2 protein-coding genes are annotated in these 23,879 nt (G+C 73.5%); both read right to left on the bottom strand.

Annotated features, from left to right (window positions below; translation table 11 throughout):
* Positions 1-8,323 (bottom strand): type I polyketide synthase (locus tag ACFZDL_RS46625; RefSeq protein ID WP_353597147.1); only part of this gene is annotated, 8,323 nt, incomplete at its 3' end.
* Positions 8,324-8,384: 61 nt separating this feature from the next.
* A complete protein-coding gene (locus tag ACFZDL_RS46620) occupies positions 8,385-23,831 on the bottom strand; it encodes a type I polyketide synthase (RefSeq protein ID WP_391194535.1) in 15,447 nt (5,148 codons plus the stop codon).
* Between the last annotated feature and the right edge of the window lie 48 nt (positions 23,832-23,879).

Raw genomic sequence — 23,879 nt, 5'->3', positions numbered from 1 at the left:
GCGACAACCGACCCGTCAACACCACCCCATCCGAACCCGCACACACCACCACCGCACCCAACACCGGATGCCCCACCCCACCCAACCCCAACGACACCGGATCACCCACACCGCGGCGCCTCTTGGCCCAGTAGCGCTCGTGCTGGAACGGATAGGTGGGCAGGTCGATCCGTCGCGCGCCGCTGTCCGCGAAGAACACGGACCAGTCCACCGGCGCGCCGTGGACATGCAGTCGTGCGAGCGCGGTGAGCGCTGCGGCGGGCTCCGGCCGGTCCTTGCGTACGAGGGGGACGAACACCGCCGTATCGGAGGTCACCGACTCCTGGGCCGCCGCGCTCAAAGACCCGTCCGGGCCCAGCTCCACAAAGCGCGAGACGCCCTGGCCTGCCAGGAAGCGGACGGTGTCGGCGAACCGCACGGTGGCCCGGACGTGCCGCACCCAGTACTCGGCGGAGCAGAGGTCTTCCGGGTCAGCGGCCGCGCCCGTGACGCTCGAGACGAACGGAATCGTGGGCGTGTGGTACGTCAGTCCCTCGGCCACGGCCCGGAACCGGTCGAGCATCGGCTCCATCAGCACCGAGTGGAACGCGTGCGACACCCTCAGCATGCGGGTCTTGCGCCCCTCGGCCCCGAACCGGGCCGCGATCTCGTCGATCACGTCCTTGTCGCCGGACATCACCACCGACCGGGGGCCGTTGACCGCGGCGACGCTCACTCGGTCGCCGGTCAGGCCGGACACCTCGTCCTCCGCCACCTGCAGGGCCACCATGGCTCCGCCGGAGGGCAGTTCGGACATCAGCCAGCCCCGGGCGGCCACCAGAGCGCAGGCGTCCGCGAGGGACAGCACACCGGCCACGTGCGCGGCGGCGATCTCCCCGATCGAGTGGCCCGCCACGTGGTCCGGCCGCAGCCCCCACGACTCCGCCAGCCGGAACAGGGCCACCTCGATGGCGAAGAGCGCGGCCTGGGCGAAGTCCGTGCGATCCAGCAGCTGGTCGTCCGAGCCCCACAGCACCTGCCGGGCGGGGCGGAGCAGGTGGCGGTCCAGCTCGTCGAGCACCTGATCCAGCGCGGTGGCGAACACCGGGAAGCGGTCAGCGAGTTCTCGCCCCATCCCCAGCCGCTGGGAGCCTTGTCCGGCGAAGAGGAACGCGGTCGAGCCGCCGGCGCGCGCGTCGCCCACGATCAGTGGGGCGGTGCTCTCGCCGTGGGACAGCGCGGTCAGCGCCTGCCGGGCGCCTCCCGGGTCCTCGGCGAGGATCACCGCGCGATGTTCGAACGCCGAGCGCGAGGTCGCGAGCGAGTATCCGATGTCCAGCGAACGCGGGCGCGGGTCTGCCGGGTCTGCCGGATCGGCCACGAGGGGCAGCAGCCCGGCCGCCTGCGCCCGCAGCGCCTGCGGTGTCTTGGCCGACAGCAGCCACGGCACGACGACGGGCTCCTGCCGCTCCACGGCGACCTGCCCGCCGTCCGGGTCGCGCCCCGCCTCAAGGCCGGGGGCCGCGTCTGCGGCTGGGACGGGCCGTACGGGCTGGGGCCGGGACGGCGGCGCCTGTTCCAGGATGATGTGTGCGTTGGTTCCGCTGATCCCGAAGGACGACACGGCCGCGCGGCGCGGGCCGTCGGTCTCCGGCCACGGCGTGGGTTCGGTGAGCAGCGCCACGCCCCCGGCCGACCAGTCCACATGGGAGGACGGCTGGTCCACGTGCAGGGTGCGCGGCAGCAGCCCGTGGCGCATCGCCTGCACCATCTTCACCACACCGGCCACCCCCGCGGCCGCCTGGGTGTGGCCGATGTTGGACTTGATCGATCCCAGCAGCAGCGGCCGGTCGGGGGCGCGGTCCTGTCCGTAGGTGGCCAGCAGCGCCTGGGCCTCGATCGGGTCGCCCAGCGTGGTACCGGTGCCGTGTCCTTCCACGGCGTCGACGTCGGCGGCCGACAGCCCGGCGCTCGCGAGGGCCTGCCGGATGACCCGCTGCTGTGCGGGGCCGTTGGGTGCGGTCAGGCCGTTGGACGCGCCGTCCTGGTTGACGGCGGAGCCGCGGACCAGGGCGAGCACCGGGTGGCCGTTGCGGCGCGCGTCGGACAGCCGCTCCACGACCACGACGCCGGCCCCCTCGGCCCAGCTCACCCCGTCGGCCGCGTCCGCGAAGGACTTGCAGCGGCCGTCGGCGGCCAGGCCACCCTGCGCCCCGAAGTCGAGGAAGGTCTCCGGGCCGGCCATCACCGTCACTCCGCCGGCCAGCGCCATCGAGCACTCGCCCTGCCGCAGCGCCTGGGTGGCGAGATGGAGTGCGACCAGTGACGAGGAGCAGGCGGTGTCGACCGTCAGCGCCGGCCCCTGGAAGCCGAAGGTGTAGGAGATCCGGCCGGAGAGCACACTGCCCGCCGATCCGGTGCCGAGGAATCCCAGGGACTCCGGGGGGAAGTCGGCGTTGCCGCTCGCGTAGTCGTGGTACATGATCCCGGCGAAGACGCCGGTGTCGCTGCCGCGCAGGGACAGCGGGTCGAGCCCGGCCCGCTCCAGCGCCTCCCAGGAGGTCTCCAGCAGCAGCCGCTGCTGCGGGTCCATCGCCAGCGCCTCACGGGGCGAGATGCCGAAGAAGCCCGCGTCGAAGGCGCCCGCGTCCTCCAGGAAGCCGCCCTCGCGGGTGTAGGTGGTGCCCTGGTGTCCGGGCTCGGGGTCGTAGAGGGATTCCAGGTCCCAGCCCCGGTCGTCGGGGAACCCGGAGATCCCTTCCCGGTCCGCGATGACGAGGTCCCACAGATCGGAGGGTGAGCGGACGCCGCCGGGGTAGCGGCAGCTCATCGACACGATGGCGATGGGGTCGTCGTCCGCGGGCGCGGCGGGGCGCGCCGGGCCGGCGCCGGCGGTGGTGTGCACCGCGCTGCCGGGCGCCGCCAGCTCGTCGTGCAGATGTCCGGCGAGCTCGCGGACCGTCGGATAGTCGAAGATCAAGGTGGCGGGCAGCCGCAGACCGGTCGCCGCGTTGAGGGCGTTGCGCAGTTCTAGTGCGGTGAGCGAGTCGAAGCCGAGGTCCTTGAACGCCTGGCCCTCCTCGACCTGGGAGGTGGCCGCGTATCCGAGGACCGCGGCCACCTGACCGCGCACCAGCTCGACGAGGATGCGGGGCCGTTCGGCCTCCGCCACGCCGGCGAGCCGGGCCGCGAGCTCCGTGGGTTCGGGCGCGCCCCGGCGCGCCGCACGGCGGGCCGGGCCCCGTACGAGTTGGCGCAGGAGCGGCGGGACGTCTGGCAGCTTCTCGAGGGCCGCCGTGTCGAGCCGGAACGGGGCCACCACGGCGCGGTCGACGGCCAGTGCGGCGTCGAGGAGTTCCAGACCCTGCTCGGCGGAGATCATCCGGGTGCCGTGGCGGCTCATCCGGTCGAGGTCGGTGTCGGTGAGGGTGCCGGTCATTCCGTCCTGGGGCTCCCAGGCGCCCCAGGCGAGGGAGACGGCGGGCAGTCCCAGGGTGCGGCGGTGCTGGGCGAGCGCGTCGAGGAACGTGTTGGCCGCCGCGTAGTTGCCCTGGCCGAGCCCGCCGAGGAGGCCGGCGGCCGCGGAGAAGAGGACGAAGGCGGACAGGTCCCCGGTGAGCTCGTGCAGATTCCACGCCGCGTCGACCTTGGGCCGCAGCACGGTGTCCACCCGCTCCGGGGTGAGCGATTCGACGGTCGCGTCGTCGAGCACTCCCGCCGTGTGCACCACGGCTGTGAGCGGCCGGTCGGCCGGTATGGAGTCGAGCAGGTCCGCCAGTGCCGCCCGGTCGGACACGTCGCAGGCGGCGACGGTGACCTGGGCGCCCTCGGCGCTCAGTTCGTCACGGAGCCGGGTGGCGCCGGGCGTGTCGAGGCCGCGCCGGCTGGTCAGCAGCAGATGGCGTACGCCGTGTCGGGCCACCAGGTGCCGCGCCACCAGGCTGCCGAGGCCGCCGGTGCCGCCGGTGATGAGTACGGTGCCCGCCGCATCGGCCCAGGGTGCCGGCCCCGGGCGCGGGGCGGCGAGCCGCGTCAGCCGGGGGGCGTAGACCTCGCCGCCGCGCACGGCGACGCGGGGTTCGCCGGAGGCCAGTGCGCCGCGCAGCGCCGCGGCGTCGGCCGGGCCGCTGTCGCCGGTGCCGTCGCCGCTGGTGCCAGTGCCCTCGCCGTCGGGACCGTCGCCGCTGGTGCCGTCGCCGCTGGTGCCGGTACCGGTCAGGTCGGCCAGGACGATCCGGCCCGGGTGTTCGGCCTGCGCTGAGGCCAGCAGTCCCCACACCGGGGCGAGCGCCGGTGCCACGGCGTCCTCGCCGGGCAGGGCGGAGACGGCCGCCCGGGTGACCACCACGAGCTGTGAGGCGGCGAACCGGTCGTCGGCCAGCCATCCCCTGACCAGCGCGAGCGTGTCGTACAGCGCCGTGCGCACCGCCGTCGGCAGGTCGCCGGGCGGCGCGTGGCGGTCGACGAGGACGTACGCGGGGACCGGCGCGCCCCGGTCGACCGCGTCAGCGAGGTCGGCCAGGGTGGGGTGCCGGACATCGGCGGCATCGGCGAGCGCGGTTCCCTCCGGGCCGATCAGCGCCCAGCCGCCGGCCGCCGGTGTCTCGTCGGCGTCGGCGGGTGGGACGGCCACCGGCAGCCAGTCGACGCCGAACAGGGAGTCGCCGAACAGGGAGTCGCCCCGTCGGCGGTGCGACACGCCGTCGGCCGGGGACACGGGCCGCAGTACCAGCGAACCAATGGTGGCGACCGGTTGGCCCGTCGTGTCGGCGGCCAGCACCGACACGCCGTCGGAGCCGGTGGGGGTCAGCCGTACCCGCAGGGACGACGCGCCGACCGCGTGCAGGGCCACGTCCTGCCAGGCGAACGGGATCCGGGCGCCCGGGCCCTGGTCCTGGTCCTGGTCCTGGTCCTGGCGCAGCCCGCCCACCGCGTGCAGGGCGGCGTCCAGCAGCGCCGGGTGCACCCCGAAGGACTCGGCCGCGGCATGGTGTTCCCGGTCCAGCTCGATGTCGGCGAACACCTGGTCGCCCAGGCGCCATGCGGCGCGCAGCGCTCGGAACGCGGGGCCGTAGTCGGAGCCCGCTTCCGCGAGCCGGTCGTAGTAGCCGTCGAGGTCGATCGGGTCCGCCCCGGCCGGTGGCCACGCCGTGAGCGGTTCGGCGAGGGCCTGCCGGCCCGGCGCGAGCGTTCCCACGGCGTGCCGGGTCCACTCGGCGCTGTCGTCCGTGTCGCCGGGCCCGCCGTCCGGGCGGGCGTACACGGTCAGCGGCCTGCGGCCGGCCTCGTCCGGGCCGCCCACCAGCAGTTGCAGCCGGACGCCGCCGCCCTCGGGCAGTGGTACGGGCGCGTGGAGGGTGAGCTCTTCAAGCAGCGGGCAGCCGACCTCGTGTCCGGCGTGCAGGGCCAGCTCGACGAAGGCCGTGCCCGGGAACAGCACCGAGCCCGCGATCATGTGATCGGCGAGCCAGGGGGTGGCGCGCGTCGACAGGTGGCAGGTAAAGACATGGCCGTCGTCCTCGGCCAGAGCCAGCCGGGCGCCGAGGAGCGGGTGGCGCGCCGGGCTGAGCCCCAGCCGGTCGGCTCCGGGCTCCTCGGGCGGTGGGTTCAGCCAGTAGTGCTCGTTCTGGAAGGCGTAGGTGGGCAGATCGACGTGGTGTGCGCCGGAGCCGGCGAAGACCGCGGCCCAGTCGGGAGACACGCCGTTCACATGGAGCCGGGCCACGGCGGTCAGCAGCGTGCGGGGCTCGGGGCGGCCCTCGCGCAGCAGGGGGACGCAGAGTGCGTTCTCCCGGCCGATGGACTCCTGTGCCAACGCCGAGAGTGTTCCGTCCGGGCCCAGTTCGATGTACCGGGTGACGTCCCGGTCGGCCAGCCAGCGGACGCCGTCGTGGAAGCGCACCGTCCGGCGTACGTGGGAGACCCAGTACGCGGGGTCGGCCAGCTGCTCGGCGCTCGCCGCCTCGCCGGTGACATCGGAGATCACGGTGATGGCCGGTGGCGCGTACGACAGGCCCCGGGCGACCTTCTCGAACTCGGCCAGCATCGGCTCCATCAGCGGGGAGTGGAAGGCGTGGCCGACCTGGAGCCGCTTGGTCTTGCGGCCCAGGGCGCGGAAGCGGTCCGCGAGCCGGTCGACGGCCTCGGCGTCGCCGGAGACCACCACGGACTCGGGCCCGTTGACGGCGGCCACCGCCACCCGCTCGTCCAGCAGCGGCAGGACCTCGCTCTCGCGGGCCCGCACCGCCAGCATCGCCCCGTCACCGGGCAGCGCCTGCATCAGCCGGCCGCGCGCGGCCACCAGCGCGCAGGCGTCGGGAAGGTCGAACACCCCCGCCACGTGGGCCGCCGCGAGCTCGCCGATCGAATGGCCCAGGAGGTAGTCGGGGCGTGTCCCCCAGGACTCCAGCAGCCGGAACAGGGCCACTTCCAGGGCGAACAGGCCCGCTTGGGCGTACATCGTCCGGTCGAGGAGGCTCTGGTTCGCTCCGTGTACGACACTGCCCAAGGGGCGGTCGAGATGCTTGTCCAGCTCGGCGGCCACGGCGTCCCAGGCCTCGGCGAACACCGGGTGGTGGCGGTGGAGTTCCAGGCCCATGCCGACGCGCTGGGCGCCCTGCCCGGTGAACAGGAAGGCCAGGTGGCCGTCGCCCGCAATGCCCTGGACCACGCCGGGGGCGGGTGCGCCGTCGGCGAGGGCGGTGAGGGCGGTCCGCAGTTCGTCCCGGTCGGCGGCGACCACGGCCGCCCGGTGCTGGAGTGCGGCCCGGGTCGTCGCCAGGGACAGGCCGATGCCGGCGGTGGCGGTGGCGGGGTGGGCCTCCAGGTGTGCCAGCAGGCGGCCGGCCTGTGCCCGCAGGGCCTGGCCGGTACGGGCCGACAGCGGGTAGGCGAGCACGGGAGGCGCGGCCGGGGCGGGCGCCGGGGGTGCGTCGGGCACGGATGGTTCGGTGGATTCGGCGGGCTGCGGGGCCTGCTCGACGATGAGGTGTGCGTTGGTGCCGCTGACCCCGAAGGACGACACTCCGGCGCGGCGGGGCCGGTCCGTCAGCGGCCACGGGCGCGCCTCCGCCAGCAGAGACACCGCTCCGCCGCTCCAGTCGACGGCGGGCGTCGGCTCGTCGATGTGCAGCGACTTCGGCAGCAGTCCGTGTTCGATGGCCAGCACCATCTTCATGACGCCCGCCACACCCGCGGCGGCCTGGGTGTGGCCCATGTTGGACTTGATCGAGCCGAGCCACAGCGGATCGGCGGTGCGGCCCTGGCCGTACGTGGCCAGCAGCGCCTCGGCCTCGATCGGGTCGCCCAGCGGGGTGGCGGTGCCATGCGCCTCGACCGCGTCCACGTCGTCGGTGGTCAGCCCGGCACTCGTCAGGGCGGCACGGATGACCCGCTCCTGCGCGGGCCCGTTGGGGGCGGTCAGGCCGTTCGACGCGCCGTCCTGGTTCACCGCGCTGCCGCTGATCACGGCGAGTACGCGGTGCCCGTTGGCGCGGGCGTCGGCCAGCCGCTCCAGCACGAGGATCCCGGCGCCCTCCCCCCACGCCGTGCCGCTCGCCCCGGCCGCGAAGGTACGGCAGCGGCCGTCCGCGGCCAGCCCGCCCTGCCTGCTGAACCCGATGAACAGGCCGGGATCGGCCATCACCGTCGCGCCGCCGGCCAGGGCGAGCGAACACTCTCCCTGGCGCAGCGCCTGCGCGGCCAGGTGCAGCGAGACCAGGGACGACGAACACGCGGTGTCCACGGTGAGTGCCGGGCCCTCGAGACCCAGCACGTACGACACCCGCCCGGACAGCGCGCTGGAGGTGGTGGCGGTGGTCATGTAGTCCACCGCGCCCTCGCTGCGGGCCGCGAGCCGGCCGTAGCCCTGGCCGTTGCTGCCGACGAACACGCCGGTGCGGCTGCCGCGCAGCGCAAGGGGGTCGATCCGGGCCCTTTCCAGGGCCTCCCAGCAGACTTCGAGCAGCAGCCGCTGCTGGGGGTCCATCACCAGTGCCTCGCGCGGGGAGATCCCGAAGAACGCGGGGTCGAAGCCCCCCACGTCCGTGAGGAACCCGCCCTCCCGGACGTATGAGGTGCCCCGTTGCCGCTCTTCCGGGTCGTACACCGCGGCGGTGTCCCAGCCGCGGTTGGCCGGGAAGGGCGAGATGACGTCCCGCCCCTCGGCCAGCAGCTCCCACAGCGACTCGGGGCCGTCCACTCCGCCGGGGAACCGGCATCCCATGCCCACGACGGCGACCGGCTCATGCCGTCCGGACTCGGCTTCCCACAGGCGCTGCCGGGTCTCGTGGAGGTCGGCGGTCACCCTCTTGAGAAAGTAACGGAGCTTGTCTTCGTTTTCCATCTGAATCTCTCTCAATTCAATGGCCGCGGACCTTGGTGGCGACTGTCAGGAGATGCCGGTGTCAGGAGATGCCGAACTCCTTGCCGATGAAGTCGAACACCTCCTCGTCGGACGCCTGGAGCAGCTGCTCGTCGACTCCGCCGGGGCCACCGTCCAGGTCCTCGTCGCCCCATTGGGCGAGCAGCTTGGTCAGCCGTTCCCTGACCTGCAGACGGGTCTCCCGCCGGGTGGTGGCGGCGGCCAGCGTGGCCTCCAGCCGGTCGATCTCGGCGAGCACCTGGCCGTGGCCGCCCGCCCCGTCGGCCGTGGCCTTGTCGTCGGTGCCACCCGTGCCGCCCGGCAGCAACTGCTCCAGCAGGTGCTGCGAGAGCGCGGTCGGGCTCGGGTAGTCGAACACCAGCGCCCGCTTCAACCGCAGTCGCGTGGCGGCGGACAGCCGGTTGCTGAACTCCACCGCGGTCAGCGAGTCGAAGCCCAGGTCGCGGAACGGCACACCGGACTCGACCGCATCGGCCGAGTCGTACCCGAGCACCGCCGCGGCCGTCTTGCGTACGAGCCCCACGACGGCCGAGACACGCTCCGGCTCGGGCATCCGCGCCAGCCGCTCGCTCAGCGACTCGCCGGTGCCGTCGGCGGCCTCGTCCGACACCGCCCGCATGGCCCGCCGGGCCTCGGGGATCTCGCTCAGCAGCGGGCTGGGCCGGACCGCGCTGAAGGTGGGCGCGAACCGGTCCCAGGCGAGGGCCGAGACGAAGGCGGTCGGCTCCGCGCCGGTGACCAGCTGGGCCAGCGCCCTCACCGCCAGGTTCGGGTCCATGGCGACCACACCGGCCCGCTGGGACACCGCCTCCACCGGGGTGTCGGCGGCCATTCCGGCGCCGGCCCACAGTCCCCATGCCACCGAGGTCGCGGCGAGGCCATCGGCGCGGCGCCGCTCGGCCAGGGCGTCCAGTACGGCGTTGGCCGCCGCGTAGTTCGCCTGGCCACGGCTGCCGAGCGTGCCGGAGGACGACGCGAACAGGGCGAACACCGCCAGGTCCAGATCACGGGTCAGCTCGTCCAGCAGCAGCGCCGAGGCCACCTTCGAGCGGAAGACCGGCTCGTAGCGCTCGGGGGTGAGCCCGTCCATCAGGCCGTCGTCGAGCACACCTGCCGTGTGGACGACCCCGGTCAGCGGGTGCTGGGCCGGGACGGTGGCCAAGAGGTCGGCCACGGCGTCCCGGTCGGCCACGTCGCACGCGGCGATGGTGACCTGGGCGCCCAGGGCGGTCAGCTCGGCGCGCAGCTCGTCCGCGCCGGGGGCGTCGGGGCCACGACGGCTGGTCAGCAGCAGGTGTGCGGCGCCGTTGGCTGCCAGCCACCGGGCGACGTGTCCGCCCAGCGCTCCCGTGCCGCCGGTGATGAGCACCGTACCGCTCGGCTGCCACGGCTGGTCCGACACTTCGGCCGGGGCCTGCACCATCCGCCTGCCGAACACGCCGGTGGAGCGGATCGCCACCTGGTCCTCCCCCGTGGGGGCGGCCAGCGCGCCGGTGAAGCGGGCGAGGATCCGGTCGTCCAGGTCGGCCGGCAGGTCGATCAGACCGCCCCAGCTGCGCGGGTACTCCAGCGCCGCGACCCGGCCAAGGCCCCAGACGGCGTTCTGCAGCGGGGCCGTCGCCCGGTCCGAGCTGCCCAACGACACCGCGCCGCGGGTGACCGCCCACACCGGCGCCTCGATCCCCGCGTCGCCCAGGGCCTGCATCAGGGTCGCGGTCAACACCACTCCGGCCGGAACGGACGGGTAGTCGGGAAGGGCGGATTCGCTCAGCGCCAGCAGCGACACCACACCCGCGAACTCCGCGCCGTCCGTGCCGGCGGCACCGTCGGCGCCGTCGGCGCGTTCGGCGCGTTCGGCGCGTTCGGCGCGTTCGGCGACGGAGGACGCCAGGCGGTCGGCGAGTGCGGCACGATCGGCGTCCCCGACCTCCAGCCGCACCGCGTCGGCTCCCACCGCGTCCGACAGGGCGGACACCCACGCGTCATCGGCCAGGCCCTGCGGAATGACCACCAGCCAGGTTCCCGAGGGGGCTGCGGCGTCCGCGGTCACGGGCTTCCATGTGGTGCGGTAGCGCCAGCCGTCGACCGTGGAGCGCTCGCGCCGCCGGCGCCGCCACGACGACAGCGCGGGCAGCACGGCGCCGAGCGAGTCGGCGTCGACCTCCAGCCGCGCGGCCAGGGACTCCAGTTCCTCCTGCTCGACGGCGGCCCAGAACTCCCCGTCCACCGCGTCCTTGTCGCCGGGCAGCGGCTCGGCCTCGGCCGCCTCGGGCCAGAACCGCTGCCGCTGGAACGCGTAGGTCGGCAGGTCGACGCGGCGGGCGCCGGTCGCGGTGAAGAAGCCGGACCAGCTGGTGTGCACGCCTCGGACGAAGAGTTCGGCCAGCGACAGGGCGAAGCGGTCCAGTCCTCCCTGGTCGCGGCGCAGCGTGCCGGCGACCACGGCGGTCTCATCCACGTCGTCGACCGTCTCCTGAACCCCAACCGTCAGCACCGGATGCGCACTGACCTCGATGAACGCGCGGTGGCGCCGGGCCAGCAGCTCCCGGATGGCCGGCTCGAAACCCACCGTCTGCCGCAGATTCCGGTACCAGTAGTCCGCGTCCATGCCCGTGGTGTCGAGCCAGTCACCGGTCACCGTGGAGAAGAACGGCACCTCTGCCGCGCGCGGGGCGACCGGAGCGAGCTCCGCCAGCAACTCCTCACGGATCTGCTCGACGTGGACGGAGTGGGAGGCATAATCCACAGCGATCCGCCGGATACGGACCTCCTCGCCGCTCCACTCCTCGATCAGCCCGTCCAACGCCTCCTGATCACCCGAGACCACGACCGACCGGGGCCCGTTCACGGCGGCGACCGACACCCGGCCGTCCCACCGCTCCAGCCGCGCCTCCACCTCAGAGACCGGCAGCGGCACCGACGCCATACCACCGGCACCGGCAAGCCGCCGTGCGATGGCCTGACTGCGCAACGCCACCACCCGCGCGCCATCCTCCAGCGACAGCGCACCGGCCACACACGCGGCGGCGATCTCGCCCTGCGAGTGGCCCACCACCGCATCCGGTTCCACGCCATGGGAGCGCCACACGGCCGCGAGCGACACCATCACCGCCCACGACACCGGCTGCACCACATCCACCCGCTCCAACGACGCAGCACCCGGCGCCTGCCGTACGACGTCCATCAGCGACCAGTCGATGAACGGCGCAAGAGCGGCAGCACACTCCCCCAACCGCTCCGCGAACACCACAGATTCCTCCAGCAGCCGGGCACCCATCCCCGCCCACTGCGAACCCTGCCCCGGGAAGACAAACACCGACTTCCCCTCGACATCGGCCACACCCCGAACCACACCCGCCGCGGGATCATCATCGCCCAGGGCGCGCAGACCGGACAGCAGTTCCTCACGATCACCACCGATCACCACCGCCCGGTGCTCCAGCACCGACCGCGTGGATACCAGCGAGTGACCGATGTCGGCCGGCGTCGCCTCGGGGCGGCCCTCCACATGGGACAGCAGGCTGACCGCCTGCCCGCGCAGCGCCTCAGCCGTCCTCGCGGACACCACCCAAGGCACCGCCACGGCGTCGGCGGCGGGTGCGTCGTCCTCCGCGCCCTTGGTGTCCACCGCGCCCTCGGCGTCCGCCGCGTCCTCGGGGGCCTGCTCCAGGATGGCGTGGGCGTTGGTGCCGCTCATGCCGAAGGAGGAGACACCGGCCCGGCGTGGACGGCCGTGCTCCGGCCACTCCACGGACTCGGTCAGCAGCTCCACCGCGCCGCTGGCCCAGTCCACGTGCGTGGACGGCTCGTCCACGTGCAGTGTGCGCGGCAGCAGCCCGTGCCGCAGCGCCATCACCATCTTGATCACACCGGCGACGCCCGAGGCGGACTGGGTGTGGCCGATGTTCGACTTGATGGAGCCGAGCCGCAGGGGCAGTTCCCGCTCCCGCCCGTAGGTGGCCAGCAGCGCCTGCGCCTCGATCGGGTCGCCCAGCGTGGTCCCGGTACCGTGGGCCTCCACCGCGTCCACGTCCGACGCCGCCAGACCGGCATTCGCCAGCGCCTGACGGATCACCCGCTGCTGCGACGGCCCGTTCGGCGCCGTCAGACCATTCGACGCACCATCCTGATTCACCGCCGAACCCCGCACCACCGCCAACACCTCATGCCCAAGACGCCGCGCATCCGACAACCGCTCAAGCACCACCAAGCCGACACCCTCCGACCAGCCGGTCCCGTCAGCGCCCTCCGCGAAGGACTTGCACCGGCCGTCGCGCGCCAGTCCGCCCTGCTGCCGGAACTCGGCGAACCCGGCCGGGCTGGACATCACCGTCACGCCACCGGCCAGGGCCAGCGAGCACTCGCCGCCGCGCAGCGCCTGCATGGCCATGTGCATCGCCACCAGGGAGGAGGAGCACGCGGTGTCCACCGTGACCGCCGGGCCCTCCAGGCCGAAGGTGTAGGACAGCCGGCCGGACACCACGCTCGTCGCCTGGCCCGTCATCATGTGGCCGAGCGATTCCTCCGGGGCGACATAGCCGCCGCCGGTCGCGCCGATGAAGACGCCCGCGTCGCTGCCGCGCAGCCCCGCCGGGTCGATTCCGGCCCGCTCGAACACCTCCCACGCGGACTCGAGCAGCAGCCGCTGCTGGGGGTCCATGGCCAGCGCCTCTCGCGGTGAGATGCCGAAGAACCGGGCGTCGAACTCGGTGGCGTCGTGGACGAATCCGCCCTCGAAGGCGTTGTCCGCGTCGAGGCTCCAGCCCCGGTCGGCCGGGAACGGCGAGATCGCGTCGCGCTCCTCGGTCACCAGGCGCCACAGGTCCTCGGGCGAGCGGACACCGCCCGGGTAGCGGCAGCTCATCCCGACGATCGCGATCGGGTCGTCCGCGAGTGTCGATGTGCGGCTCGGCCGCGTGGCGACGGAGGCGGCGGGGAGGGCCGAGCCGTCCGGGGCGGGCCGTTCGCCGAGCAGTTCGGCGCGGAGGTGGTCGACGAGCGCCGCCGGGGACGGGTAGTCGAAGACCAGGGTGGCGGGCAGGGCCAGGCCGGTCGCGGTGGCGAGCCGGTTGCGCAGCTCCACCGCCGTCAGCGAGTCGAAGCCGAGGTCCTTGAAGGCCCGGTCCGTCTCGATGGCGTCCCCGCCCGAGTGGCCGAGCACCAGGGCCACCTGCTCCCGGACGACACCGAGCAGCGCGTCGAGCCGTTCGTCGTCGTCCTGCATGCCCCGCAGCCGTCCGCGCAGCGAGGTCAGCGACTCGTCGTCGTACCGCGCGGGTACGTCGGCGGTGAGCGCTCGGCGCACCGCGGGCAGGTCGCGCAGCAGCGCGCTCGGCCGTGCCAGGGTGAAGGCGGGGGCGAACTGGTCCCAGTCGATGTCGGCGACCGCGACGGTCACGTCCCGGTTCCGCAGGGCGCTGCTCAGCCCGGCGATGGCGGTCTCCGGCGCCATGAAAACCAGTCCGCGGCGCGCCAGGTAGTCCTGGGCGCCGTCGGCGGCGGCCATTCCGCCGTCGGCCCACGCGCCCCAGGCCACGGATGTCGCCGTCAGCCCCCGGGCCGTACGCGCCTCGGCCAGTGCGTCCAGGTAGGCGTTGGCCGCGCCGTAGGCGCCCTGTCCGCCGCTGCCCCAGGTGGCGGCGACCGAGGAGAAGAGCACGAAGAAGTCGAGGTCACGATCGCCGAGCAGCGCGTCGAGGTTGGCCGCGCCGACCACCTTGGCGGTCATCACCTCGGCCGTCTCGACGTCGCTCGCGCCGTCCAGCGGCGCGGCGGCCTGGGCGATGCCCGCGGTGTGTACGACGCCCGTGAGGGGGCTGTCGTCGGGGAGGCCGGCCAGCACGGCCGCCAGTTCCTCGCGGTCGGACACGTCGCAGGCGGCGATCGTCACCCGTGCGCCCAGCTCGGTGAGTTCGTCGCGCAGTTCGCGGGCACCGGGGGCGTCGGGGCCCCGACGGCTGGTCAGCACCAGGTGCGCGGCGCCGCTGCGGGCGAGCCAGCGGGCCACATGGCCGCCCAGTCCGCCGGTGCCACCGGTGATCAGGACCGTTCCGGTGGCGGTGAAGCCGGTCTCGTCCACCTCCGGTTCGGTTGGGCAGTGGACGACGCGCCGGCCGAAGAGGCCGGAGGACCGCACCGCGATCTGGTCCTCGTCGCCGGCTCCGGACAGCACCGCGGCCAGTCGGCGGCCGGCGGGCCGGTCGAGGGTGACGGGAAGGTCGATCAGCCCGCCCCAGCGCTCCGGGTGCTCCAGCGCCGCGACCCGGCCGAGGCCCCAGACGGCCGCCTGTGCCGGGCTCGGCGCGGTGTCCGATCGGCTCACCGACACCGCGCCCCGGGTGGCGGCCCACAGCGGCGATTCGATGTCCGCGTCGCCCAGGGCCTGCACCAACGTGGTCGTCAGGGCCACGCCCGCAGGTACGCCGGGGTGTCCGGCGGCGGTGTCCTCGTACGCTCCGAGCAGGGAGAGAACGCCCGCGAACGGGCCTGATTCCGCCGCCACCTCACGCAGCCGGCCGGCCAGTGCGGCGCGGTCCGGCTCGGTGATCTCGACACATATCGCCTGGGTGGGCGTGGCCTCGGCCACGGAGGTCACCCACGCGTCGTCCGCCCGGTCGGCGGGGACGACCACGAGCCAGCTGCCGCGCCGGGCCTTGGGGGCCGGGTCGGCCAGCGGTGTCCAGCTGACCCGGTAGCGCCAGCCGTCCACGATCGACTGCTCATGCCGGCGGCGGCGCCAGGTGGTCAGCGCGGGAAGCACCGCGCCGAGCGAGTCGCCGTCGACCTCCAGCCGCGAGGCCAGGGACTCCAGGTCCTCCCCCTCGACCACGGCCCAGAAGTCGGTGTCCGCGTCCCCGAGGTCCGCGTCCGCGGCGGGTGCCGGAGCCGGCACTTCCGGCCAGTAGCGCCGGTGCTGGAAGGCGTAGGTCGGCAGGTCCACCCGGCGGGCGCCGGTGCCCGCGAAGAACGCCGGCCAGTCGACCTCCACCCCGTGGGCGTACAGCCGGGCCAGCGCGGTGACCACCGCGCGCTCCTCCTCCGTCCCCTTCCGCAGCGCGGAGGCCACCACCGTGGCGGCGGGCGACTGCTCCGACAGGCTCTCCTGAGCCATCGCCGACAGCACACCATCGGGGCCGATCTCCAGATAGGCGCTCACGCCACGCCCATCCAGCCAGCGCACCCCATCGGCGAAGCGCACGGCCTCGCGCACCTGACGCACCCAGTACTCAGGTCCGCCCACCAGCTCCGCCGTCACCGGCTCACCGGTCAGGCCGGACACCAACGGCACCACCGGAGCCGCATACGCCAGGCCCCGGGCCACCCGCCCGAACTCCGCCACCATCCCGTCCATCAAAACCGAGTGAAACGCATGCGAGACCCGCAAACGCCTAGTCTTGCGGCCCTCTCCCGCGAACCTGGTGGCGATCTGCAGCGCGGGGGCCTCTTCGCCGGAGATCACCACCGAACGCGGGCCGTTGACCGCCGCGATCGACACCCGGTCATCGAGGTACGGAGCCACCTCCTCCTCCGTCGCCTGCAGGGACACCATCGCCCCGCCCGACGGCAGCTCCCCCATCAGCCGGGCCCGGGCCGCCACGAGCGTGCACGCGTCGGCCAGCGAGAACACCCCGGACACATGCGCCGCCGCGATCTCCCCGACCGAATGCCCGGCCACGTAGTCCGGCCGCACTCCCCAGGACTCCACCAGCCGGAACAGCGCCACTTCCACGGCGAACAGCGCCGGCTGGGTCCAGGCCGTCCCGTCCAGCAGCTCGGCCTCGGCCGAACCCGCCTCCGCGAACAGCACCTCCCGCAACGGACGGTCCAGATGCGCGTCCAGGTGCGCACACACCTCGTCCAGCGCCTCGGCGAACACCGGGAAGGCCTCGTACAGCTCCCGGCCCATCCCCGCCCGCTGACTGCCCTGGCCCGAGAACAGGAACGCCACGACGCGGTCCTCCCGGGCCAGGCCCTGCGCCAGATTCACATCCGACTCGCCACAGGCCAGGGCCCGCAGACCCTCCAGCGCCCCCACCTGTGTCCCCGCCAGCACGACACCGCGCCGCTCGAACCCCGACCGCGACGTCGCCAGCGAAAACGCCAGATCGACCAGTCCGAGGCCGGAAGGCTCCTCCTCGACGCGGGCAACCACCCGTGCCGCCTGCGCCCGCAGCGCCTCTTCCGACTTCCCCGACACGACCACCGGCACCACGCCCGGCGCCCGAGCGGGCGCAGGGGGCGCCACCGGGCCGTCCTCGGCCTCCGGCTGCGGTCCCTGCTCCAGGATGGCGTGGGCATTGGTGCCGCTGATGCCGAACGCCGATATGCCGGCCCTGCGCGGATGCCCCGTCCGGGGCCACGCGGCCTGCTCGGTCAGCAGCTCCACCGCACCGGACGACCAGTCCACGTGGGACGTCGGCTCGTCGATGTGCAGCGTCTTGGGCAGTACGCCGTGTCGCATCGCCATGACCATCTTGATCACGCTCGCGGCGCCGGCGGCCAGCTGGGTGTGGCCGAGGTTGGACTTGACCGAGCCCAGCAGCAGGGGCCGTTCGCGCTCCTGTCCGTAGGTGGCGAGCAGGGCCTGGGCCTCGATCGGGTCGCCCAGGGTGGTCCCCGTGCCGTGCGCCTCCACGGCGTCGATGTCGTTCGCGGTCAGCCTGGCGTTGGTCAGGGCCTGGCCGATCACCCGCTGCTGGGACGGGCCGTTGGGCGCGGTCAGGCCGTTCGACGCGCCGTCCTGGTTGATCGCCGAGCCGCGCACCACCGCGAGCACGGGGTGGCCGTTGCGCCGGGCGTCCGACAGCCGCTCCACCAGGAGCAGCCCCACGCCCTCGGACAGACTCATCCCGTCGGCCGATTCGGCGAAGGCCTTGCACCGGCCGTCCGCGGCCATCCCGCGCTGGCGGCTGAAGGCCAGGAACGAGCCGGGGGTGGTCATCACCGTGACACCACCGGCCAGCGCCAGCGTGCTCTCGCCGTTGCGCAGCGACTGGCACGCCAGGTGCAGCGCCACCAGCGACGAGGAGCACGCGGTGTCCAGGGTGACCGCCGGGCCCTCCAGGCCGAACAGATACGAGATCCGGCCCGACAGCACGCTCGGCACCGAGCTGGTGAGCAGGTAGCCCTCCGCCCCCTCCGAGCCGGTGTGCGGGCCGAAGCCGTAGTCCTGGTAGCTGGAGCCGATGAACGTGCCCGTCAGGCTGCCCCTGACCGACGCGGGGTCGATTCCGGCCCGCTCGAACGCCTCCCAGGAGGTCTCCAGCAGCAGCCGCTGCTGCGGGTCCATCGCCAGCGCCTCACGCGGCGAGATGCCGAAGAAGTCCGCGTCGAACTCCGCCGCGTCGTGCAGGAAGCCACCGCGGGTCGAGTACGTCTTGCCGGGCTTGTCCGGGTCCGGGTCGTACAGCCGCTCCGCGTCCCAGCCGCGGTCGGCGGGGAACTCCGAGATGACGTCCTGTCCGCCCGCGACCACCTCCCACAGCTGCTCCGGCGAGCCGATCCCGCCGGGGAAACGGCAGGCCATACCGATGATCGCGATCGGCTCGTCGGAGGCCGCGGAGACCGTGGGGGCGGGCGTACCCGGCCTCGCCACGGCCGAGCCCACGATCCGCGACCGCAGGAACTCCACCAGGGCCACCGGGCTCGGGTAGTCGAAGACCAGGGTGCTCGGCAGGGTCAGACCGGTGGCCCTGGCCACCCGGTTGCGCAGGTCCACCGCGGTCAGCGAGTCGAATCCGACATCCCGGAACGCCCGGCGCTCCGAGATCGCGTCCGAGGAGGCGTGTCCCAGGACGGCCGCCGCCTCGGCGCGCACCAGGTCCATCAGCGCACGCTCCCCCTCGGCTGCGGACAGCCCACGGATCCGCGCGGCGAACTCGCCGTCGGCGGACGCGGCGACGGTGTCCTCGGCCCTCTGGAGGATCCTGCGCACCTCGGGCACCTCGCTGAACAGCGGGCTGGGGCGCACCGAGGTGTAGACCGGGTAGTAGCGATCCCAGTCGATGTCGGCGATCGTCAGCAGTGTCTCGTCGTCGTCCAGTGCGCGCCGCAGACCGGTGTGGGCGAGCTCGGGCTGCATATAGCGCAGACCGCTGCCGAGGATCTGCCGCGGGTCGACCCGCACCTGGTCGTCGCGCCAGATGCCCCAGGCGATCGAGGTGGCGCGCAGACCCTGGGCGCGCCGGTGTTCCGCCAGCGCCTCCAGGTAGGAGTTGGCCGCCCCGTACGCGCCGTGGTCGCCGCTGCCCCAGATGCCCGCGATCGACGAGTAGTACACGACGGCGTCGAGTTGCTCGTCGTCCAGCAGCTCGTGCAGATGGCGGGCGCCCGCGACCTTGGCGTCGACGACCGCGGCGAACGTCTCGTGGTCGGTGGCGGACAGCGAGACCAGGTCGATGAACGCGGCCACGTGGACGGCGGTGCGGATGACCCTCCCCTCGCCCGTGAGCCGGCTGATCATGGCCGCCACCGCGTCCCGGTCCGCCACGTCGCAGGCCACGACCTCCACGGTCGTCCCCAGCTCGGCCAATTCGGCCACCAGCTCGGCGGCGCCGGACGCCGCCATGCCGCGCCGACTGGTCAGCACCAGGTGTTCGGCCCCGTTGTGCGCGAGCCACCGGGCCAGATACTGGCCCAGCACACCGGTGCCTCCGGTAATCAGCGTGGTGCCGCGCGGCTGCCAACGGCCCTTGGGGGCGAGGTCGTCGGCGGGTGTGCGCACCACGCGGCGTACGAACACTCCGGAGGGCCGGATCGCGAACTCGTCCTCGCCGTCCTCGCCCTCCGTCCCGGCGAGTGCGCCGACCAGCCGCTGTGCGGCGCGCTGGTCGAGTTCGGCGGGCAGGTCCACCAGACCGCCCCAGCGGCGCGGGTGCTCCAGCGCGGCCGTCCGGCCCAGGCCGAGTACCTGCGCCTGTACGGGACTGGTCAGCCGGTCCGAACGGCCGGTCGACACGGCTCCCCGGGTGAGGCACCACAGCGGTGCCGCGGCGTCGATGTCGTCCAGCGCCTGCACCAGCGCGAGGCTCAGCGCGAGCCCGGTGGGCAGCGCCGGGTAGGTGACGCTCGGCCGCTCGGCGAAGGCCAGGACCGACACCATGCCGCGGATGTCCTCGATGCCGTCGACGCCTTGGAGCCGGGAGGCGAGTTCGGCGCGGTCGACACATGACTCGTCCAGCTCCAGCCGCCGGACCTGTGCGCCGTGTCCCGCGAGAGCCGCGGTCACCTCGCCGTCCGCGATGCCGTCGGCGGTGACGACCAGCCAGGTCCCGGTCAGCACCGGCACCGAGGACATGCGCAGCGGCCGCCACTCGCTCCGGTAGCGCCAGGAGTCCACGGTGGACTGCTCACGGCGCCTGCCGCGCCAGGCGGAGAGCGCGGGCAGCACGGCGCCCAGCGAGCCTCCGTCGATCTCCAGCCAGTCGGCGAGGGATTCCAGGTCTTCCTGTTCGACGGCGGACCAGAACTCCGCGTCCGCGGTGTCCGTCTCGACGGACGGGGCTCCGGGCCTGGTCTCGTCCGGCCAGTAGCGCTCGCGCTGGAACGCGTAGGTGGGCAGGTCGACGCGGTGAGCGCCGGTGTCGGCGAACATGCCCGCCCAGACGACGTCGACACCGCGCGCGAAGACCTCGGCCAGCGAGGTCAGGAAGCGGTCGAGACCACCCTCGTCCCGGCGTAGCGTGCCGGCCGTGACGGCGTGGTCGCCGGTGGCGTCGATGGTCTCCTGGACGGCCATCGTGAGGACGGGGTGGGCGCTGACCTCGATGAACGCCCGGTGCTCCTGCGCCAGCAGGGCGCGGATGGCCGGTTCGAAGCCCACCGTCTGCCGCAGATTGCGGTACCAGTAGTCCGCGTCCATGCCCGTGGTGTCGAGCCAGTCACCGGTCACCGTGGAGAAGAACGGCACCTCTGCCGCGCGCGGACGCACCGGCGCCAGCCGCTCCAGCAGCTCCTCGCGGATCTCCTCGACATGGGCGGAGTGGGAGGCGTAGTCCACGGCGATCCGCCGAATACGGACCTCCTCGCCGCTCCACTCCTCGATCAGCCCGTCCAACGCCTCCCGATCACCCGAGACCACCACCGACCGAGGCCCGTTCACGGCGGCAACCGACACCCGGCCATCCCACCGCTCCAGCCGCGCCTCCACCTCAGCGACCGGCAGCGGCACCGACGCCATACCACCGGCACCCGCAAGCCGCCGCGCGATGGCCTGACTGCGCAGCGCCACCACCCGCGCGCCGTCCTCCAACGACAACGCACCCGACACACACGCCGCCGCGATCTCACCCTGGGAGTGACCCACCACCGCGTCCGGCTCCACACCGCACGAACGCCACACGGCCGCGAGCGACACCATCACCGCCCAGGAGACCGGCTGGACCACATCCACCCGCTCCAACGACGCAGCACCCGGCGCCTGCCGTACGACGTCCATCAGCGACCAGTCGATGAACGGCACAAGAGCGGCAGCGCATTCGGCCAGCCGTTCCGCGAATACCGGGGACTCCTCCAGCAGCCGGGCACCCATCCCCGCCCACTGCGAACCCTGCCCCGGGAAGACGAACACCGACTTCCCCTCGACATCAGCCACACCTCGAACCACCGCGGCCGAGGGATCGTCATCACCCAGGGCGCGCAGACCGGACAGCAGTTCCTCACGGTCACCACCGATCACCACGGCCCGGTGCTCCAGCACCGACCGCGTGGACAGCAGCGAGTGACCGATGTCGGCCGGCGTCGCCTCGGGGCGGCCCTCCACGTGGGAGACCAGATTGACGGCCTGTCCACGCAACGCCTCTGCCGTCTTCGCCGACACCACCCAGGGGAGGGCGGCAGGGGTAACGGCGGGGGCTTCTTGGTCGTCCGGCTTGGGCTCGGCGGGCGGCGGGGCCTGCTCCAGGATCGTGTGCACATTGGTGCCGCTGACGCCGAACGCGGAGACACCGGCCCGGCGCGGACGCCCGGTCTCCGGCCACTCCACGGCCTCGGTCAACAGCTCCACCGCACCCGCCGACCAGTCCACATGCGTGGACGGCTCGTCCACGTGCAGTGTGCGCGGCAGCAGGCCGTGCCGTAGCGCCATCACCATCTTGATCACACCGGCGACGCCGGCCGCGACCTGGGTGTGCCCCAAGTTGGACTTGATGGAGCCCAGCCTCAGGGGCAGCTCACGATCCTGCCCGTAGGTGGCGAGCAGTGCCTGGGCCTCGATCGGGTCGCCCAGCGTGGTCCCCGTACCGTGCGCCTCCACCGCATCCACGTCCGAGGTCGTCAGACCGGCGTTCGCCAGCGCCTGACGGATCACCCGCTGCTGCGACGGACCGTTCGGCGCCGTCAGACCGTTCGACGCACCATCCTGATTCACCGCCGAACCCCGCACCACCGCCAACACCTCATGCCCAAGGCGCCGCGCGTCCGACAGCCGCTCAAGCACCACCAGGCCGACACCCTCCGACCAGCCGGTCCCGTCGGCGCCCTCCGCGAACGCCTTGCACCGGCCGTCGCGCGCCAGGCCGCCCTGTTCGCTGAACTCGCCGAAGCCGACCGGCGTCGACATCACCGTCACACCGCCTGCCAGCGCCAGCGAGCACTCGCCGGTGCGCAGCGCCTGGGCGGCGAGGTGCATCGCCACCAGCGAGGAGGAACAGGCGGTGTCCACCGTGACCGCCGGGCCCTCCAGTCCGAAGGTGTAGGACAGCCGCCCCGAGATCACACTGGTGGCCTGCCCGGTCATATGGTGGCCGCGGGACTCCTGCGGCGGAAGGTAGCCGAAGCCGGTCGCGCCGATGAAGACGCCCGCGTCGGTGCCGCGGACCGAGGCGGGGTCGATGCCCGTGCGCTCGAACACCTCCCAGGCGGTCTCCAGCAGCAGCCGCTGCTGCGGGTCCATCGCCACCGCCTCGCGCGGCGAGATCCCGAAGAAACCCGCGTCGAACTCAGCGGCGTCGTAGAGGAAACCGCCCTCGTAGCCGGTGTCGCCGTCCAGCCGCCAGCCGCGGTCGGTGGGCAGTTCGGCGATGGCGTCGCGCCCCTCGGCAACCAGCCGCCACAGGTCTTCCGGCGACCGGACGCCGCCCGGGTAGCGGCAGCTCATCCCGACGATCACGATCGGGTCGTCCGCGGCGCCCGGGGTGACGGCTGCCGGCAGGATCGCCTGGCCGTGCTCGCCGAGCAGCTCGCGCAGCAGGAACTGGGCCAGCACGGTCGGGGTGGGGTAGTCGAACACCAACGTGGCGGGCAGCCGGAGCCCGGTGGCCGTGTTCAGCCGGTTGCGCAGCTCCACCGCGGTCAGGGAGTCGAAGCCCAGCTCGCGGAACTCCCGCCGGACCTCCACCGCGTCCGGTGAGGGGTGTCCCAGCACGGCGGCCGCCTGGCCGCGTACGAGATCGATCAGCAGGCGTAGACGGTCGGCCTCGCGCAGCCCGGCGAGCCGCCGGGTCAGCGCGGCGGCCGCGCCGGAGTCGGAGGCGGAGGCGCCGCCCGCCGTCCTGCGGTTCGTCCGGACAAGACCGCGCAGCAGCCCCGGGACATCGCCCTGCGCACGGAGCGCGGCGAGGTTGAGGCGCACGGGGGCCACAACTGGCTCGTCGCAGGTCATCGCCGCGTCGAACAGCGCGACGCCCTGTTCCTCGGTCAGCAGCGGCATTCCGGCCGCGCTGAGCCGGTGGATGTCCGTGTCGGTGAGCTCGCTGGTCATGCCGCCGTCCTGGGCCCACGGCCCCCACAGCAGCGACTGACCGGGCAGGCCCTGGGCCCTGCGGTGCTCGGCCAGCGCGTCGAGGAAGGCGTTGGCCGCGGCGTAGCTGCCGAGCCCCGCGCCGCCGAGCTGGCCCGCGACCGAGGAGTACGTCACGAACGCGGCCAGGTCCAGGTCGCGGGTCAGCTCGTGCAGATGCCAGGCCGCGTCCGCCTTCGGGCCGAAGACCGTGGCCAGCCGCTCGGGTGTGAGCGACGCGATCACGCCGTCGTCGAGCGCGGCCGCGGTGTGGATGACCGCGGTCAGCGGATGCTCCGTGGGAACCTCGGCGAGCAGCGCGGTCAGCGCGTCGCGGTCCGCCACGTCGCACGCGACGATGGTGGCATCGGCCCCGTGGGCACTCAGCTCCTCCCGCAGTTCGGGCGCGCCGGGCGCGTCCGGCCCGCGGCGGCTGACCAGCAGCAGGTGCTTCATGCCCCATTCGGCGGCGAGATGGCGAGCGAGCCTGCTGCCGAGGCCGCCGGTGCCCCCGGTGATCAGCACGGTGCCCTCGGGGTCCCACTCACGCGGCATGGTCAGCACGATCTTGCCCGTGTGCTTGGCCTGACTCATGTAACGGAACGCATCCCGCGCCCGCCGCACATCCCACGCCGTCACCGGAAGCCGACGCAGCACACCCGCCTCGAACAGCTCCATCAGCTCGACCAGCATGCTCTGCGTCCGGTCCAGACCCGCGTCCGCCAGATCAAAGGGCAGATACTCACCGTCCACCGTCTCCGCGTCACGGATATCGGTCTTGCCCATCTCCAGGAACCGACC

The sequence above is a fragment of the Streptomyces sp. NPDC007917 genome (genome assembly GCF_042959105.1).
Taxonomy (GTDB): domain Bacteria; phylum Actinomycetota; class Actinomycetes; order Streptomycetales; family Streptomycetaceae; genus Streptomyces.
The sequence above is the reverse complement of the archived record's forward strand: the minus strand, read 5'-3'. Positions and strand labels throughout refer to the sequence as shown.